11 protein-coding genes and 2 tRNA genes are annotated in these 16,032 nt (G+C 61.1%); 7 read left to right on the top strand and 6 right to left on the bottom strand.

Going from position 1 to position 16,032, the window contains the following annotated elements; all coding sequences use genetic code 11:
• Window positions 1-392 precede the first annotated feature (392 nt).
• Window positions 393-1,751, top strand: coding sequence for a magnesium transporter (mgtE, locus tag CVS29_RS00800; protein ID WP_110104435.1), 1,359 nt, complete (start codon window positions 393-395; stop codon window positions 1,749-1,751).
• Between the two features lie 103 nt (window positions 1,752-1,854).
• Here the strand turns inward: mgtE and CVS29_RS00795 are convergent, their stop codons facing one another.
• The 4 genes from CVS29_RS00795 to CVS29_RS00780 all read right to left on the bottom strand — a co-directional run bounded on the left by CVS29_RS00795 (window position 1,855) and on the right by CVS29_RS00780 (window position 7,387).
• Window positions 1,855-3,309 (bottom strand): MFS transporter, encoded by a 1,455-nt coding sequence (locus tag CVS29_RS00795; protein WP_110104900.1) that lies wholly within the window; start codon window positions 3,307-3,309, stop codon window positions 1,855-1,857.
• A 251-nt stretch (window positions 3,310-3,560) separates the two neighbouring features.
• Window positions 3,561-4,148, bottom strand: a complete 588-nt coding sequence (locus CVS29_RS00790) for a TetR/AcrR family transcriptional regulator (protein WP_110104434.1) — start codon at window positions 4,146-4,148, stop codon at window positions 3,561-3,563.
• Window positions 4,149-4,234: 86 nt separating this feature from the next.
• Window positions 4,235-6,583 (bottom strand): YhgE/Pip domain-containing protein, encoded by a 2,349-nt coding sequence (locus CVS29_RS00785; RefSeq protein ID WP_110104433.1) that lies wholly within the window; start codon window positions 6,581-6,583, stop codon window positions 4,235-4,237.
• Entirely contained in the window at window positions 6,584-7,387 is an 804-nt protein-coding gene (locus CVS29_RS00780; protein ID WP_170120855.1) for an ATP-binding cassette domain-containing protein, read from the bottom strand.
• A 374-nt stretch (window positions 7,388-7,761) separates the two neighbouring features.
• Here CVS29_RS00780 and CVS29_RS00775 point away from each other — a divergent pair, with 374 nt between their 5' ends.
• The 6 genes from CVS29_RS00775 to CVS29_RS00750 all read left to right on the top strand — a co-directional run bounded on the left by CVS29_RS00775 (window position 7,762) and on the right by CVS29_RS00750 (window position 13,937).
• The gene (locus CVS29_RS00775) at window positions 7,762-8,808 is read left to right on the top strand and encodes an alpha/beta fold hydrolase (protein ID WP_110104431.1); all 1,047 of its coding nucleotides are present in this window, start codon (window positions 7,762-7,764) and stop codon (window positions 8,806-8,808) included.
• Between the two features lie 107 nt (window positions 8,809-8,915).
• Window positions 8,916-10,097, top strand: a complete 1,182-nt coding sequence (dusB, locus tag CVS29_RS00770) for a tRNA dihydrouridine synthase DusB (protein WP_110104430.1) — start codon at window positions 8,916-8,918, stop codon at window positions 10,095-10,097.
• A gap of 116 nt (window positions 10,098-10,213) precedes the next feature.
• Window positions 10,214-11,488 carry a deoxyguanosinetriphosphate triphosphohydrolase gene (locus CVS29_RS00765; RefSeq protein WP_110104429.1) on the top strand — a complete coding sequence of 425 codons (1,275 nt, stop codon included), beginning with the start codon at window positions 10,214-10,216 and terminating at the stop codon, window positions 11,486-11,488.
• A 122-nt stretch (window positions 11,489-11,610) separates the two neighbouring features.
• Window positions 11,611-13,599, top strand: a complete 1,989-nt coding sequence (dnaG, locus tag CVS29_RS00760; protein ID WP_110104428.1) for a DNA primase — start codon at window positions 11,611-11,613, stop codon at window positions 13,597-13,599.
• 63 nt (window positions 13,600-13,662) lie between these two features.
• Window positions 13,663-13,738: transfer RNA gene (locus tag CVS29_RS00755), tRNA-Asn, on the top strand.
• 126 nt (window positions 13,739-13,864) lie between these two features.
• Window positions 13,865-13,937: transfer RNA gene (locus CVS29_RS00750), tRNA-Asn, on the top strand.
• Between the two features lie 69 nt (window positions 13,938-14,006).
• Here CVS29_RS00750 and CVS29_RS00745 read toward each other — a convergent pair.
• Both CVS29_RS00745 and CVS29_RS00740 read right to left on the bottom strand, forming a co-directional pair.
• Entirely contained in the window at window positions 14,007-15,263 is a 1,257-nt protein-coding gene (locus CVS29_RS00745; RefSeq protein WP_110104427.1) for a phospholipase D-like domain-containing protein, read from the bottom strand.
• Between the two features lie 92 nt (window positions 15,264-15,355).
• Window positions 15,356-15,952 carry an SOUL family heme-binding protein gene (locus tag CVS29_RS00740; RefSeq protein ID WP_110104426.1) on the bottom strand — a complete coding sequence of 199 codons (597 nt, stop codon included), beginning with the start codon at window positions 15,950-15,952 and terminating at the stop codon, window positions 15,356-15,358.
• Window positions 15,953-16,032: the final 80 nt, after the last annotated feature.

The following is a 16,032-nucleotide window of genomic DNA, read 5'->3' as shown; positions in this document are numbered from 1 at the left end:
GGATGAAATGAGGGCCAATTCCTTTGCAGTACAGGGGATTGATGCCACTTAATACGCCCGGGATGGGCCTTGGAATGTTGGAGGTGAGCCGCACGCATGGACGACGGACCTAGTCGATCTACCTCACCGCGCGAGCCTCGCCTGCGCCATCGGAGAACACGCTAACTTTCATTCCCAAGACGCGCACTGCGCCGCGAGCCCCGAACTTTTGAGCCGGGGGTGCTTTCTTGGATGAGTTGTCCCGCCGAAAGACGGGAATCCAGTGGTTCCCGGTCGCCGTCGTTGGTTGCGCGGTTGCGGTTTAGCGCATCACGCCCACAACAATTTCTGCACACACCTGCGGCCAGCACTGCAGGGCGTTCCCGTGTGCACCCACCGGAGGGACCCGGAGAATGATCAAGTACCCCATCCAGACCTTTGAGAACAGCGCCGAGCTTTTGATGAAGGCATTGAACGATCACGATCTGTCCGCTATTTCGCAGGCATTACGGCCGCTAAACATCAGCGAAATTTTGGAACAGCTGGAACGGCTCAACACCATTGAGCGGGCTGTGGCCTACAGGACGCTGCCAAAGGACCGTGCCATTGAGGTCTTTGAACGCCTGGATGCGGCGCTGCAGGCAGATCTTGTCTCAGGGCTGCAGGAAGCCGATGTTGCCGAGGTCTTCGCCCAGCTGAGTCCCGATGACAGGGTGGCACTGCTGGATGAGCTGCCGGCGTCCGTGGCCAACCGCCTGATCTCGGGCCTTGATGAGAAAGAGCGGGCGCTGACCAGCACTGTGCTCGGGTACCCGCAAGGCGCCGTGGGCCGCTACATGAGCCCCGAGTTTGTCACCACTCACCCGCACCTGAGCATGGCCGAGACCTTCGCCAGGGTTCGGACACACTTGGACGACGCCGAGAGCGTCTACACTCTTCCCGTCACCGATTCAGGGCGCCACCTGGTGGGTGTTATCTCCTTGCGTGATGTGTTGAGGGCCGACGACGACGCCCTAGTGGCAGAGATCATGAAGGCGCCGCTGAGCTTTCCCGCCACCGAGGATGTGGAAGAAGCCGCCCGCTACTGTGCTGATGCCAAGGTTCTGGTGCTGCCTATTGTCGACGCCGAGGAGCGGCTGGTCGGTATCCTCACAGTGGATGATGCGCTGCAGATTCTCGAGGACGCAGAAACAGAAGACGCTGCCCGATCCGGTGGAACCGAACCATTGCGCCGTCCATACCTGGCCACGCCGGTGGGAACCATCGTCCGGGCCCGGGTGGTGTGGCTGCTGGTACTGGCACTGGGCGCCACGCTCACCGTCCAAGTCATTGGCGCCTTTGAGGCAACATTGGAACAACAAGTGGTGCTCTCACTGTTTATCCCGCTACTGATAGGCACGGGGGGCAATACCGGCAATCAGGCGGCCACCACTATCACCCGGGCCTTGGCGTTGGGCGATGTGCGCCCGCGTGACTTCGTGAAAGTCTTTGCCCGTGAAGTCAGGGTTGGCGCGTTCCTCGGTCTGCTGCTGGGTTCCTTGGGGTTCGTGATTGCCTCACTGGTATTCACCGTACCGATTGGCTGGGTCATTGGCCTGACCCTCTTGGGAGTGTGCACCATGGCGGCGAGCATTGGCGGGCTCATGCCGCTGCTGGGCAAGGCCGTGCGTGCGGACCCGGCAGTATTCTCCAACCCGTTCATATCAACCTTCGTGGATGCAACGGGCCTGATCATTTACTTCCTGATCGCCACCAGCATCCTGGGCCTCTGATCCGCTGGGGCTCTGATCCGCTGATCCTTTGGGCCGCTGGGCCGCTGGGCCGAGGGCAGACATGCCGCAGCACACACGGGCACGGGGACAGCAACGAAAAAACCTAGTCGGTGACTACTAGGACTTTTCGTGGCATGGCAGCTGCCGCAATGAGCCCCAGAATGGCGCAAACCAGCACCGCCAAAAACACCCCATGGGCCGAGGCAATGATGGTGGCCGGGCCCGTTGCAGCAGCGCCGGAGCCGGCCATTCCTAAGTTAGGTGCGCCGGAGTTAGCAGCTTCGGAGTTAGCCACGATGGTATTCGCCACGGCCCCGAAGATGGCCACGCCCACCGAACTACCAACCGCCCGTGCCAGCATGTTCGAACCCGTCACCACCCCACGTTCGCCCCAGCCCACGGAGGACTGGGCCGCCACGATGGCCGGGGTGGAAGCGAATCCCAAGCCGGCGCCGATGACCAAACAACAGGCCGCCACCACCGCAACATTGGGACGCTCAGAGGTGATAACCAGAGCCAGGGCGCCCAGGACAATGATGGACATTCCCAACACTGCCGTGTTACGAAAGCCGTGCCGCATGTACAGGCGGCCGGAGAAGCTTGAGGCAATAGGCCAGCCAATGGATTGGGCGGCTACGGCCAGCCCTGCCAGTAGAGGAACCGTGCCAATGGAGCCTTCTAAAAAGGTCGGAACGTAAGAGCTGAGGCCAATCAACACGGCCCCGACGCCGAGGGAGACCAGCGTAGTGCTCAACAGTAGGCGGCGCGAGAGTACCCACAAAGGCAGAACCGGGTTGGCGGTTCGGCGTTCAACCAGGACAAAGGCGCCGAGGCAGGCGGCGCCAAGCGCAAAACCACCGATGCTTAGTGGCGAATCCCACGCCCATGCCTGGCCGCCCTCAAGCACAGCCAAGATGATCAGCGACATTCCTGTGGCGAGCAGCACCGTGCCGGGGTAATCAATACGGACCCGCCGGCGTTCCACCTTCTCGTGGTAGGAGTGGACGATCAACACCATAGCCACCAAACACACCGGAACGTTTATGAAGAAGATCCAGCGCCAGCTGACGAACTGGGAAAACAGGCCACCAATGGCTGGGCCCAACACGGCGGCAACTGCCCAAACCCCGGAGAGATACCCTTGAGCTTTGGCGCGCTCCTCGACGGAATATATATCACCGGCAATGGTTGTGGTGGCCGGCTGAATGGCCCCGGCACCGAGCCCCTGCACAACGCGGCACGCGATCAGCACTGGCATGCTCCACGCGAACCCGGCCAGGATTGAACCCGCCATGAAGATGCTGATACCGGCCAGAATGACGGGTTTGCGCCCCAGCGTGTCAGAAAGCTTCGCATAGACCGGGACCGTTACAGCCTGTGCCAGTAGATAGACGGAAAACAGCCACGGGAACGAGGCAAAGCCACCCAAGTTCTCCACGATAGACGGCACCGCTGTGGCAAGGACTGTTGAGTCCAGGGCCACCAGGGCCATGCTGACCATGAGCGCCAGTAGAACAGGGCCCCGCTCGGACCGTAAACCCACCCCGGATCCAGCCATCACCACCTCCTGCACAATGCGCCACCCCCACGGAATGCGCCACCCCCACTCCCGGTTCAGCACGGCACTGACGCGGGGACCGCCGTCGTTCCTGCCTGGGTGCCTGCCTGGGTGCCTGCCCTGGGGGCATCTTCACTGCGCCCGGGACTGTTCCTCTCCAATCTGCACCAAAGCCGGCCAGGCCACAAGAAGCCGGACTCAAGAAGCCTGACTTAAGAAGCCGGACTCAAGATCAAGGGTGGTGAGAAGAGTTAGGGGTTGGGCGCATCTGCGGCCAGCTTGCCCGAGAAAATGAACAAGATCGCGGCGGATACCTCCGCCACGGGGGTGTCCGGGCTGAACAATAGCCATTCCAGCCCGCCCATGAGGGTGGCCCCGAAGATTCCACCGGCCATCAGTAAGCGGCTGCTCTCAGAAGTGCCGGCTGGAACCAGCGGCAACAGTGCGGCACCAAACTCGCTGACCGCCTCACGGCGCAACACCGATACCGCATTTTGCCACACCCTGTCCGTGCGGAAAATTTCCGCCGCCATGAGCTTGGCCAACGCCCTGTTCTGTGCAATCAGCGCCAGCATGTCCGAGACCATGGCCTCAATCGCGGCAAACCCCGCAGCTTGTTCACGGGCTGTGCGCAGCGTCTGCGAGAGCGAAGCCACTCCCGTGGTCAACAGCTCCTCAAAGAGCTTGTCCTTGGAAGAGAAGTTGTAATAAACACTTCCCTTGGCCACACCGGCGCTTTCGGCCACCTCATCCATGGTGGTCCCGGAAATCCCGTGCAGCGCACCGAGCTCCAGCGCGGCAGCCAGAATGGCCTTCTTGGTGGGGGAGATGCGAGGCACTTAGATTCCTTGATTCTTGAACGGAGATTAGCTTCTAATAAGTCTAAAGACATCCGGCGCGCACTCAGCTCACCGCGCCCTGTTGGCTACATCTCCAGTTCCGGATGTAGCCGTTTGATGGAGAACACCCGCTGCCGGCCGGCGCAGAACGCGCTAACTGCCACGGAACCCGCCGCAAGCACGGCCAGGAACGCCACGGAGATCCACAACCGGGAGTCTATTCCACCAGTCATCAACTGCCGAAGTCCATTCACCACGTAAGTGGCAGGCATGAACGGGTGCAGCGCCTGGAAGAAGCCGGGAGTGGTCTCCACCGGGTAGGTGCCTCCGGAGGAGCTCAGCTGCAGCATCAGCAGCACCAGGCTCACCACCCGCCCGGCGGCTGTGCCAAAGACAATGATGAACATTTGCTGCAGCGCCAGGAAACACACCGTGGTCAGATAGATGAAGGCGGCCATCGCCACGGGATACACGGGCTTCATATCCAATCCCCACAGCAGCACGGCCACCATGATCAGCACCTGGCCCAGCCCTATGGCAAGTGCCGGGAGCAGACCTGTCAGAACACTGCGCAGCCCGCTCGCCCCGGCGGCAAGCGCCCGGGTGGGAAGTGCGCGCAGCAGCAGCCAAGAGATCAGGGCACCAACAAAGGTGGCCAAGGCGATGAAGAACGGGGCAAAACCGTCGCCGAAACCATTGGATTGATTGGCCCACTGCTGGTTCATGGCAACAGGGTTTGCTAAGACCCGAGATTTTTCGGAGAGGAGAGCTGCGGAATCGTCGGGGATTGCCTTGCCGCCGTCGTCGAGCTTCTGGGTGAGTGTGTGGCTGCCGGTGGACAATTTCTGGGCCCCGTCAGCTAGTGTGGTGCCGCCTTCCACCAGCTTGCCACTACCACTTGCCAGGTCTGTGCTGCCCGTGCTCAAAGAACCGGCGCCCGTGGCCAGAGCCGCGGCCCCGTCCTTTGCCGTGCCAGCACCTTCGGCCAGCGCAGATGCCCCGCCAGCGAGCTCGGATGCGCCAGTTGCAACACGTGAAGACCCTGTGGCGGCGCTCTCGGCGCCAGTGGACAGCGCGGTGGCGCCGGTGTTCAAGGCGGTGGCACCCTGCGAGAGTTTCCCGGCACCCGTGGCCGCCTCGCCTACCCCTGCGCTGAGTTTGGTGACACCCGCGGAGACTGTGCCAGCCCCGGCGGACAGCTTTGCGGCCCCGTCAGAGAGGGGCGTGATGGCGTTCGTGGAAAGCTGGTGCGCTCCGGCCGCCAACTTTCCGGCCCCGGCTGCCAGGGGAACGGCTGCATCGTTGTGCAACGTCTCCAGGCTCCCCAATATTGCGCTGGCGGGAGTGTCTGCCGGCATGGCCTCCACGGCGGCAATGAGTGCTGCCAGCTGTGTGGATGTGGCCGTGGCACCGGCGGCCACGTCATCGGCCGTGCCGGCCAGAGTTGATGCAGACGCGGAAACCTTGCTAGCGCTCGCAGACAGGGTGCCGGCGCTGGAGAAGACAGAGGCGGCGCCGGTATCCAGTGCCTTGGCGTCTGGGACTGCCTGGGCCAGTGACGTTGCCAAGTCCGAGGCGCCGATGGCCAGGGTGTTGCTTCCCGCTGCCAATGAGGCCGCGCCGGTGTTCAGCTCTGCTACACCGCTGGCCAGTGAACTAGCACCCGTGGACAGTGTGGCTGCGCCGGTGTTTAACGTGGTGGCTCCTCCGGCCAGTGTGGAGACGCCTTGGGACAAGGAGGTGGCGCCGTCGGCGAGTTGGAGGGCACCGTCTTGGAGCGTCACGGTGCCTGCGGCCAGATCCTTCATTCCCGCCACTAATTTACCGGCACCGTCCTTGGCGCTGTCGATGCCCTGGGTGACTTCAGCGGAACCAGACGTTGCGGCCCGGAGTCCTTCTCCGGCGTCGTGCAATCCCACGAGCAGGGCGGAGGAGGTTTGCTCGCCCAATTGCTCGGACACCGCGTCCCGCACCTGGGACATGGCCTGCTTGCCCAAAACGCTCGAGAGGAAGTTATTGGTGTCGTTGAATTCGACGTCGATCATGGTTTGAGCAGGTGTGTCCGTGCCTACCGAGACGGCGTTCTTGGAGAAGTCCGCCGGGATGCTCATGGCGAAGTAGTAGCTACCGTCCGCCACACCCTGCGCGGCCGTGGCCGCATCTGTCTGCTCCCACTTGAGCTCCATGCCGTCCATGAGCTCGGCGGCGAGGTCATCACCGGCGTTCACCGGCGCGCCATCTTTGATCGCACCGGTGTCTTCGTTGACCAGAGCCACAGGGAGGTTGTCCATGTGCTTGTCGGGGGCTTGGAACGCCCACAGGTAGAGGGCGCCGTAGATGAGCGGGATGAAGAGCATCACGGCCACGGCAATTTTGGGCAACTTGCCGCGTTTGAACCGGCCAAGTTCAGTGCCAGAGGATAAAAAGGCAAACATTTAGTGGGACTCCTTGATCGGTTCGGACTGGGCTGTCAGGTGTTCGGAACTGGCTGCCGCCGCCATGGTGAGAAGCGCAGGGCCGACGGCAGGCGGGTTCACCTCGGCGGGGTTCTCCACGCGCGGGTTCACATCTGCCGGTTGAAGATTAATATCGATGAGCGCCGGGGCAATGCCCAAGTCTGCCCAGAGCTGATCATCGAAAGACGAGGCGCAGACCACCACATGGGTGCCGGAAGCTGCCAGATCTGCCAGCCGGGCCCAGATGATGGAGCGGGAAGCCGTGTTGCGCAGTTGCTCAATGTCATCCACCAGGAGCAGTTCCGGGGCGGACAGGGTGGCTAGCACCAGTCGGAGCAAGAACTGCTGACTCTCCGCCAGATCCCAAATCACAGTGTCAGCGTGGGGGATCGGTTCGTTGCCAAAGATGGGTGAGCAGAGGCGCGCCACCGCCACGTCATTGGGGCTACGCACAATGGACCACCAGGGTGCGAGCCAGGCGAGGCGTTCGCGCAAAGCAGCCCCCACAGTGACAGATTCCTCGAGGCTGTCGATGCCCACGAATCCGGCCACGGAGCTAATTTTCTGAACGGCGCGCAGTTGGCGGGGGAGGTGATGCCCGCCGACAGTCAGGCTGCCGGAGTCGGGCCTCATGCGCCCGGCCAGTGTGAGCAGCAATGCGGTGCGCCCGCTTCCAGGATCCCCTCGGAGCACTGTCAGACCCCCGTTCGTGTCAAAGGTGAGTGGGCCGTAAACAGGGCCGCGGCCTGCGTTCAACGCGAGGTTGTTGGCATGAATCTGCACAGTGGTTCCTTCTCGTGGGGTGATGGCTGCCTTGCCCGGAGGTTTTTATTTCCGGAACAGGCACCCATTCCTAATCTTTGTACTGACCAGTCAGTCTAACAATAATTTGTGGGTTTGCGGCAACTTTTGAAGGCTTCGCTACTCCGTGACCTTGGGCACTAGGCCGGGTGAATGAAAAGGGAGGCGAAGCTAAGGGAAGGATGCAGGCGCCCCTCGCGCCGAGCTAAGTGTTGTCGCATCCTTGCTGGGCCGAGCAGAATCGCGCCGAGCACGATTGGGCCGCTCCGGGTCGCGGTGGCGTGGAATGTCACAACCCTGATCTAGGGTGGGGAATATCACAAGTGGGTACTGCAGCGTTAAGAAGGGGTCCCGTCGTGCCACTCTTTGAAGGCATCAGAGCCAGCACTGTTCAAACGGATCGGCTACTCGCCAACGTGCTCACCCGGACCGGGGCAGGAGCTGGCGGGCCCGCCGTCGTGTTTGTCCACGGGAATGTCTCCTCCTCACTGTTCTGGCAGCCGATCATGCTGGCCTTGCCAGATGATGTTGACGCTTATGCCATAGATCTGCGCGGCTTCGGCGGCAGCGAGGGTGCTCCCGTAGATGCAAGCCGGGGAGTGCGCGACTTCAGCGACGATGTCTACTCGGTGGTCCGTGAGCTGGGACTTGGGCCCGTCCACCTTGTGGGCTGGAGCATGGGTGGCGGGGTTGTCATGCAATATGCGCTGGACTACCCCGTTGCAAGCATCACCTTGCAGGCGCCCGTCTCGCCTTATGGTTTTGGCGGTACCCGACTGGACGGGACCCGCCTCACCACCGATGATGCTGGCACCGGGGGAGGCGGGGCTAACCCCGGCTTCGTTGCGGCGCTTGAGGCTGGTGACACGAGTCGGGAAAACCCGCTGGGACCTTGGTCGGTCTACAAGGGTTCCTATGTCGCTGCAGGTTTTGTCTCCGAGCACGAGGACACGTGGGTGGAGTCCATGCTCTCCACTGCGACGGGCCCGGAGAATTATCCTGGCGATTCCGTGCCTTCGGAGAATTGGCCAGGCTTCGCAGCCGGCGCCAGGGGAGTCTTGAACACCATGTCACCGGGTAACTTCAACGTCTCGGCCATTGCAGAGTTGGCCATCAAACCACCCGTTCTTTGGGTGCGCGGTGATGCCGATGCCATTGTCTCTGATGGTTCCGCCTTTGACTTGAACTTCTTGGGCCAAGCCGGTGTGATCCCGGGCTGGCCGGGGCAGGAGAAGGCTCCGGCACAGCAGATGCTGGCACAGACCCGGGCCGTGCTGGAGAGCTACGCTGCGAAGGGTGGCCGTTATTCAGAGGAGGTGTTTGCTGGGTCCGGGCACTCACCGGCACTGGAACAGCCGGAAAGGTTCGTGGAGTTGTTGGTGGCGCACGTGCGCGGTGCATAGTGAAGGACTCGTCGTGAGGAGGAACCCGTGACGGGCCATGGGTCGGTCCCGGGGCGTGGGCCGCTACCCGGGGAGATTAATTTGGTGGCATTTGAGAGAATTGCATAGTGACTGTTCTTGATATCCCCACCAGCGAGACCAAATTGGACCTCCCGCCCCTGAAACTAGGCAACATCACGGTAGAAACACCCGTGGTACTCGCCCCCATGGCCGGCATTACCAACACAGCCTTCCGTAGGTTGTGCCGTGAGCACGGAGGTGGTGTGTTTGTCTCCGAAATGGTGACCTCGCGCGCCTTGGTGGAACGCACCCCCGAGTCCATGCGGCTCATCAGCCACGACCCGGATGAAAAGATCCGCTCCGTGCAGTTGTACAGTGTGGATCCTGAAACTGTGGGCAAGGCCGTGCGCATGCTGGTTGAGGAAGATCATGCGGACCACATTGATTTGAACTTTGGCTGCCCCGTGGCCAAGGTGACCCGGCGTGGCGGCGGTGCTGCCCTGCCGTGGAAACTGGACCTGTTCACCGACATTGTCCAGACAGCGGTCCGCGAAGCAACCAAGGGCGGGCTGCCGCTGACCATCAAGATGCGCAAAGGCATTGACGAGGATCACCTCACCTACCTGGAGGCTGGCCGCATAGCCCGCGACGCCGGAGTTGCCGCGGTTGCGTTGCATGGGCGCACAGCCAATCAGTTCTACTCCGGCAAGGCAGACTGGGACGCTATTGCCCGGCTGCGCGAGGCCCTCCCGGATGTTCCTGTCCTGGGCAATGGAGACATTTGGAGCGCCGAGGATGCCATCGCCATGGTGCGCCAGACCGGGGTCGACGGCGTGGTGGTGGGCCGTGGCTGCCAGGGCCGCCCTTGGCTTTTCGCTGACCTGATGTCCGCCTTTGAGGGCAGCGATGAGCGCCACAAGCCCGGCATGGCTGAGGTTGCCGCGGCCGTGTATCGGCATGCGGAACTTCTTGTTGACACCTTCGACGACGAAAACAAGGCCCTGCGTGATATCCGCAAGCACATGGCCTGGTATTTCAAGGGTTATGTGGTTGGCGGGGAATTGCGTGCGGCGCTGGCCTCGGTGCCTACACTCGAGGTGCTGCGCGGGCTGCTCGACCAGCTGGACATGTCCGGGGAATACCCAGGCTCTGACGCTGAAGGCCCCCGCGGCCGCGCCGGAACGCCCAAGCGCACAGCCCTTCCTGCCGGCTGGTTGGACAGCCGCACCGTCAGCGGCTCGGAAAAGGAAGAGCTCACCGGCGCGGAGCTGGACTCCTCCGGCGGATAACCCAACCGCCGCGCCACCACCGGTGTCAGCCGCAAAAATGATCCGACATGGCGTTTTAGTGGTGCCTGTGGACCTGCGTCCCCTCCCTGTCCGGCGATGGCCCTAAACTTAGGGACATGTCCGCTGAATTGCAGTCCGTGTATTTGCCCCATGACCAGCAGCGTTGGGTTCAAGAAGCCCCCAAGAGCACTGTGCGCACAGTGTTTGAGCGGGACAGGGCCCGGGTGTTGCATTCCTCGGCGCTGCGCCGGCTCGGTGCCAAAACCCAGGTGGTGGCCCCGGACACGGACGATTTTGTCCGCACTCGGCTGACCCACAGTCTGGAAGTGGCCCAGATTGGCCGGGAATTGGGAAGGACGCTGGGCTGTGACCCGGACGTGGTTGACACCGCCTGTCTGGCTCACGATCTTGGCCACCCGCCTTTCGGTCACAACGGTGAATCGGTGCTCAATGATCTGGCCCACGCCATTGGCGGCTTTGAAGGCAACGCCCAGACTCTGCGGCTGCTGACTAGGCTCGAGTCCAAAGTTCTTACGGCCAACGGCGGATCGGCTGGGTTGAACCTGACCCGCGCCTCCCTGGATGCCTCCTCAAAATACCCGTGGCTGGCGGTTGACGCCCCCCTCATCAACGGACTGCGCACCGGAAAATTTGGCGCCTACACCGACGACCTTCCCGTCTTTACGTGGCTGCGCGAAGGCGCCCCGGCCGGGAAGACCTGCATTGAAGCCCAGGTCATGGACCTTGCCGACGATATTTCCTACTCCGTCCATGACGTTGAAGATGCCATTGTGGCCGGTCACGTCCAGCTCAAGTGGCTGGCCAATGCGGACCAGCGTAGCCGGGTCCTGGGCTACACCCAGCAGTGGTATCTGCCCAACGTGGATGTGGCGGAGATCGATGCAGCGTTGCAACGCCTGGAAGCCACTGATGTGTGGGTGCGCCACGCAGATGGCAGCCGCCGCTCCATGGCCGCACTGAAGGACATGACGAGCCAGCTCATTGGCCGCTTCTGCCAAAGCGCAGTTGCAGCGACCCGGGCCATTCACGGAACCGGGCCGTTGGCGCGGTACGCGGCTCACGTTGTGGTGCCTACCGAAACGTTGCTGGAAATTGCTGTCATGAAGGGCCTGGCCACCACCTTCGTCATGACTACCGATCACCGCCAACCGATTTATCAGCGCCAGCAGGATGTGCTCAGCGAGCTGGTGGCCGTGCTCAGTGTCACAGGGGATGCGCACCTGGAAACCATGTTTGCCGCTGATTGGCGTGACGCGGACGACGACGCGTCCCGGCTTCGGGTGGTTATCGACCAGATCGCCTCACTCACTGATGTATCGGCACTGGCGCTGCACGAGCGGCTCGTGGGCACGGAGCGGACACTCTTATAATTTTGGCTTGTAATTCTGGCTTGTAGGGCGGCTTGCAGGGCGGCTTGCGCGGGCCGGGGAAGTTCTCAACAGGTGGGCCCGGAACGGAACCTGGGCGCAGGAAACTCACGTAAACTGGCCCGGTGGCTGGCCTGATTAAACGTGAAGATATTGATGAGGTGCGCACGCGCACCGACCTCAAGGAAATTGTTGACGCCTACGTCACCTTGAAGTCCGCTGGAATTGGATCCTATAAAGGGTTGTGCCCTTTCCATGACGAACGCAGCCCCTCCTTCCATGTGCGTCCGCAAATGGGCTATTTCCACTGTTTTGGTTGCCAGGAAAGTGGCGACGTCATATCCTTCATCCAGAAAATGGATCATATTTCCTTTTCCGAGGCTGTGGAGAAACTGGCTGGCCGGATTGGCTATGAGCTGCGGTATGAGGACGGTGGAACGGGGCCGCGCCGTGAAGATGTGGGCAAGCGCCAGCGTCTGCTGGATGCGCACAAGATTGCCGGCGAATTTTTCCGCGCCCAGCTCCTGACCCCACAGGCAGCGGCGGGCCGGGCCTTCCTGAGTGAACGCGGCTTTGACCGTGAGGCCGCCGAACACTTCGGCGTGGGCTTTGCCCCGCAGGGTTGGGACGCGCTGCTCAAGCACCTCACGGGCAAGGGCTTCACCCACGAGGAACTGAAGCTGACGGGCATGTTTTCCGAAGGACAGCGCGGCATATATGACAGATTCCGTGGACGCCTGATCTGGCCCATTCGTGACATTGCCGGGGACACTGTGGGCTTTGGTGCCCGAAAGCTCTTCGAAGACGATCAAGGCCCCAAATACCTCAACACCCCGGAAACCAGCCTCTACAAAAAATCGCAGGTACTGTATGGGATCGATCTGGCGAAGAAGGCCATCGCCTCCAAGCGCCAGCTCGTAGTGGTGGAAGGATACACCGATGTCATGGCTTGCCATCTAGCCGGCATCGACACAGCCGTGGCCACCTGCGGAACGGCTTTTGGTGCCGAGCACATCAAGGTAGCCAGGCGCCTGCTCTCGGATGACGGCACGGGCGGCGAGGTAGTGTTCACCTTCGACGGTGACGCGGCAGGGCAGAAGGCAGCGTTGAAGGCGTTCGATGAGGACCAGCGCTTCGTGGCCCAAACCTTTGTGGCGGTGGAGCCCTCCGGAGCCGATCCCTGTGAGCTGCGCCAGCGCAAGGGCGATGAGGCGGTCCATGCCTTGATTCGTTCGCGCCGCCCGCTCTTTGAATTTGCCATTCGCACCACCTTGGCCAAGTTTGATCTGAGTACCGTGGAAGGCCGGGTCAGTGGATTGCGCGCCTCGGCCCCCGTGGTTGCCTCCATTCGCGACGGCTCCACCAGGATGGGCTACAGCCAGGAGTTGGCGGGCTGGCTGGGCCTGGCCGATCCCAACGAGGTCCTGCGCGCGGTCAAGGGCGCCGAGCGTCGTTCTCATACCCAGCCCGGCTCCCATACATCAGGTGCCCACACGCAGTCGGGTTCGCAGGCCCAGCCCGGCGCCCACAGCCAGCCAGGCGCTGCGCTAACGGGGCAGGGGAACCAGAGAGACGGCGTCGTTCATGGCCGGCAGCTGCCGGGGGCCGCAGCGGAGGTGATTGAGGCGCCACCAGCTTTTGTGCGCCCGGATCCGCGAGATCCGCAGGGACGCATGGAGCGGGAGGCGCTGGAAGTGGTTTTGCAGCACCCCGGGTATTTATCGGCAGGGAATTGGCAGCACTTTGCCGCCACGGAGTTTGTGGTGCCTGCTTACAGGGCAATTCAGCAGGGCATCTATCAGGCGGGGGAGTCGCAGGAGGCAACCTCTCAGTGGCTGGAGGGGGTACGGGCTCATGTTCCGCCCGAGTTGGGTTCTCTGGTGGCGGAGCTGGCCCTGAGCCCGCTGCCGGCCACACGGGAGGAAACGCTTCAGCGGTACTGCCGGGATATTCTGCGACGGCTTTTTGAGCTGCAGATCACGCGTTTGAAGGAAGAGCGGCTCGGGGCGTTGCAGCGCATGGATCCGGCGGTCGATCCGGAGAGTTATAACTTGTTGCAGCGAGAGTTGATGGAGTTGGAAACGGCCAGAAGACAGCTTCGGGGGGACGGCTAGGGGGGTTCGGGAGGCCCCGATTTCACAACTGGCCAACCCTTTGTTATTGTTGTTCCTGCACGATCCCCTATAGCTCAATTGGCAGAGCGTTCGACTGTTAATCGAAAGGTTCCTGGTTCAAGTCCAGGTGGGGGAGCCAAAGCAAAAATTGTCTCCGGCCCCTTTCTGGGTCGGAGACAATTATTGCGTTGAGTGTGCAGAAATGATTGGTTTTGATCTAATTTGATTTGAACTGTGAATGACTGCTAGGATTTACTTGCCGCATTCCCCTATAGCTCAATTGGCAGAGCGTTCGACTGTTAATCGAAAGGTTCCTGGTTCAAGTCCAGGTGGGGGAGCTTTCCATAAAAGATCCCCGTCCTCCTTGTGAGGGCGGGGATCTTTTGCGTTGGCCGCTAACCCAGAAATCAGAGTAGGGGGCGCAGGGGCACAAGAACCGTTTCGCTGAAACGAGCCAGCGGGGATCGGTGCTCCCATTCCTCCATCGTCAAGACCTTGGAGTTGACGCTGTCCACCTCGAAGATCGTCTCCATGTCTGCGGCAAAGTCGGAGTCGTGGATTTCAAGATTGATCTCGTAATTGCCCGTCAGGCTGAGCCTGTCAATATTGGCGCTGCCCACCGTTGACCAGGTGCCATCAATGGTTGCGGTCTTGGTGTGGATCATGGCGTTGCGGTACAGCAGAACGGTCACCCCATCCCTGAGCAGCGATGTGTAGAAGCCGCGTGAAAGCCAGTCAGAAAGGACGTGGTTGGAATCCATGGGCAGGATGATGCGAACATCAACACCCCGGCGGCTGGCCGCGAGAAGGGCCCGCAGAATCTGCTGGTCCGGGATGAAATACGCCATGGTCACGTAAATATGGTTCTGAGCCCGCGCAATAGCATCCAGATAGACCCCGCGGATGGGATAGACCAGATTTGAGGGGATGTTGTTCACGGCACGGACCCGCGGCTCCCAAACCTCCGGGCTGGTTTGGGGTATTTCGGTTCTGGAGCCCGAGCAGTTCTCATTCCACACTGTCACGAACGCCTGCCGCAGATCCCATACGGAAGCCCCTACCAGGCGCAGATGGGTGTCCCGCCATTCGGTGGCATACAAGGATCCGATGTTGTAGCCGCCCACAAAGCCGGTCTTGTCATCAACAATGAGGAGCTTGCGGTGGTCTAGCCCCGTGCTGCGCACAGTCTTGGTGAGCATGGCGGTGCGGACTACCGGGAAACGGTAGACATGGACGTTGGGGTGGAAGCGGTAAAAGGAAAAGGGCACCACCAGGTTTGCGAATCCGTCATAAATGACAAACACCTCAACCCCACGTTCTGCGGCGGCGTTGATAGCGTCCTTGAAGGCCTGCCCGGTTTCATCATCTTTCCAGATGAAGGTTTCGATCATGATGCTCTCCTGGGCCTCATTGATCGCCTGGAGCATGTCCTTGTAAAGATCGGCACCGAAGGTGTACGTGGTGAGCGTCGTATCAGCTATGGTCTGTTCAAAAGTACCGGGGTGGGGGAAGCCCTTGCGCTTGCTTCTGTCCCGTTTTTTGACGGTGTCCAAGGCCACCAGGCCCGCAATGACTGCGCCCTGCACGGCAAAGAAGGCCAACAATGAGCGGAGCACGGCTTTCCGGGCGGTTTTGGCAAGGGGAGGGGGGAGTAGTTCATCCATTTTTGAAGTCTAACTGTTAGCGGCCGCTGCAGGATCTGCGGAATCAGCAGTTGGGCATGATCTCCCCTGCTGACAAATGGTGGAGTGCGCGCTTATTCGGTGTCTTCTACATCAATCATGATTTCGTTGTGGCGCAGGAATGAAGGTTTGAAAGGAGGATCGAACCTGGCAAATCGGGGAGCACCCTGAGCCTGTAATCCTGCAACGTTCATAGCATGAGTCAGGCTCACACGATGGTGTTCATAGCTCTGTTGGCTCCACCGGCCGCTGAATCTAATGACAGCAGTAAGACTTTGTGGCACCGCCCGCAGATGAACTAAAGGGTTGGTGGGAGCAGGAGCGTTTTCTAGCGTGGTGCCTTGCGGCAGAATAAACGCCACACGAAAACTCTGTTCCCCTTGTGCTCCTTCTTTTCCAGCACCGTTTCCTGCGATGCCCTGTTGTAGGACCGGGGCTGTCATCTTGATCTTTTCCGAGGAGGAGTCTTGGATAACCGGTGCCGTCATGGCAACTGTGCGGTTCACCCGATTCGCGCCGCTGATGTAGGAAAAGAGGTAGCGGAACGCTCTGTTCCCCGCTTCTTCAAACGGTCCTTCGATGATGACTTCCACCAGGAGATGCTCTGGGTAGCGGCGCAGCTGAAAATCGCTGTAGTCCCGCACCAGGTCATAGTTCAGGTGCTCAGTCATTGCTCCACGCTGTCATTGTTAGGCGCTGTCATTGCTCGGCGCTTCATTGAGCCATACTGCCTTTGCCCCATGGCGATTTC

Origin of the sequence: Arthrobacter psychrochitiniphilus, from assembly GCF_003185915.1 — a bacterium.
GTDB lineage: Bacteria > Actinomycetota > Actinomycetes > Actinomycetales > Micrococcaceae > Specibacter > Specibacter psychrochitiniphilus.
The sequence above is the reverse complement of the archived record's forward strand: the minus strand, read 5'-3'. Positions and strand labels throughout refer to the sequence as shown.

Excerpts from the sequence above, each read along its gene's own strand:
- mgtE (WP_110104435.1), top strand. The coding sequence starts at position 393 with ATGATCAAGTACCCCATCCAGACCTTTGAGAACAGCGCCGAGCTTTTG.
- CVS29_RS00795 (WP_110104900.1), bottom strand. The coding sequence starts at position 3,309 with ATGGCTGGATCCGGGGTGGGTTTACGGTCCGAGCGGGGCCCTGTTCTA.
- CVS29_RS00785 (WP_110104433.1), bottom strand. The coding sequence starts at position 6,583 with ATGTTTGCCTTTTTATCCTCTGGCACTGAACTTGGCCGGTTCAAACGC.
- CVS29_RS00765 (WP_110104429.1), top strand. The coding sequence starts at position 10,214 with ATGTCCGCTGAATTGCAGTCCGTGTATTTGCCCCATGACCAGCAGCGT.
- CVS29_RS00745 (WP_110104427.1), bottom strand. The coding sequence starts at position 15,263 with ATGGATGAACTACTCCCCCCTCCCCTTGCCAAAACCGCCCGGAAAGCC.
- CVS29_RS00740 (WP_110104426.1), bottom strand. The coding sequence starts at position 15,952 with ATGACTGAGCACCTGAACTATGACCTGGTGCGGGACTACAGCGATTTT.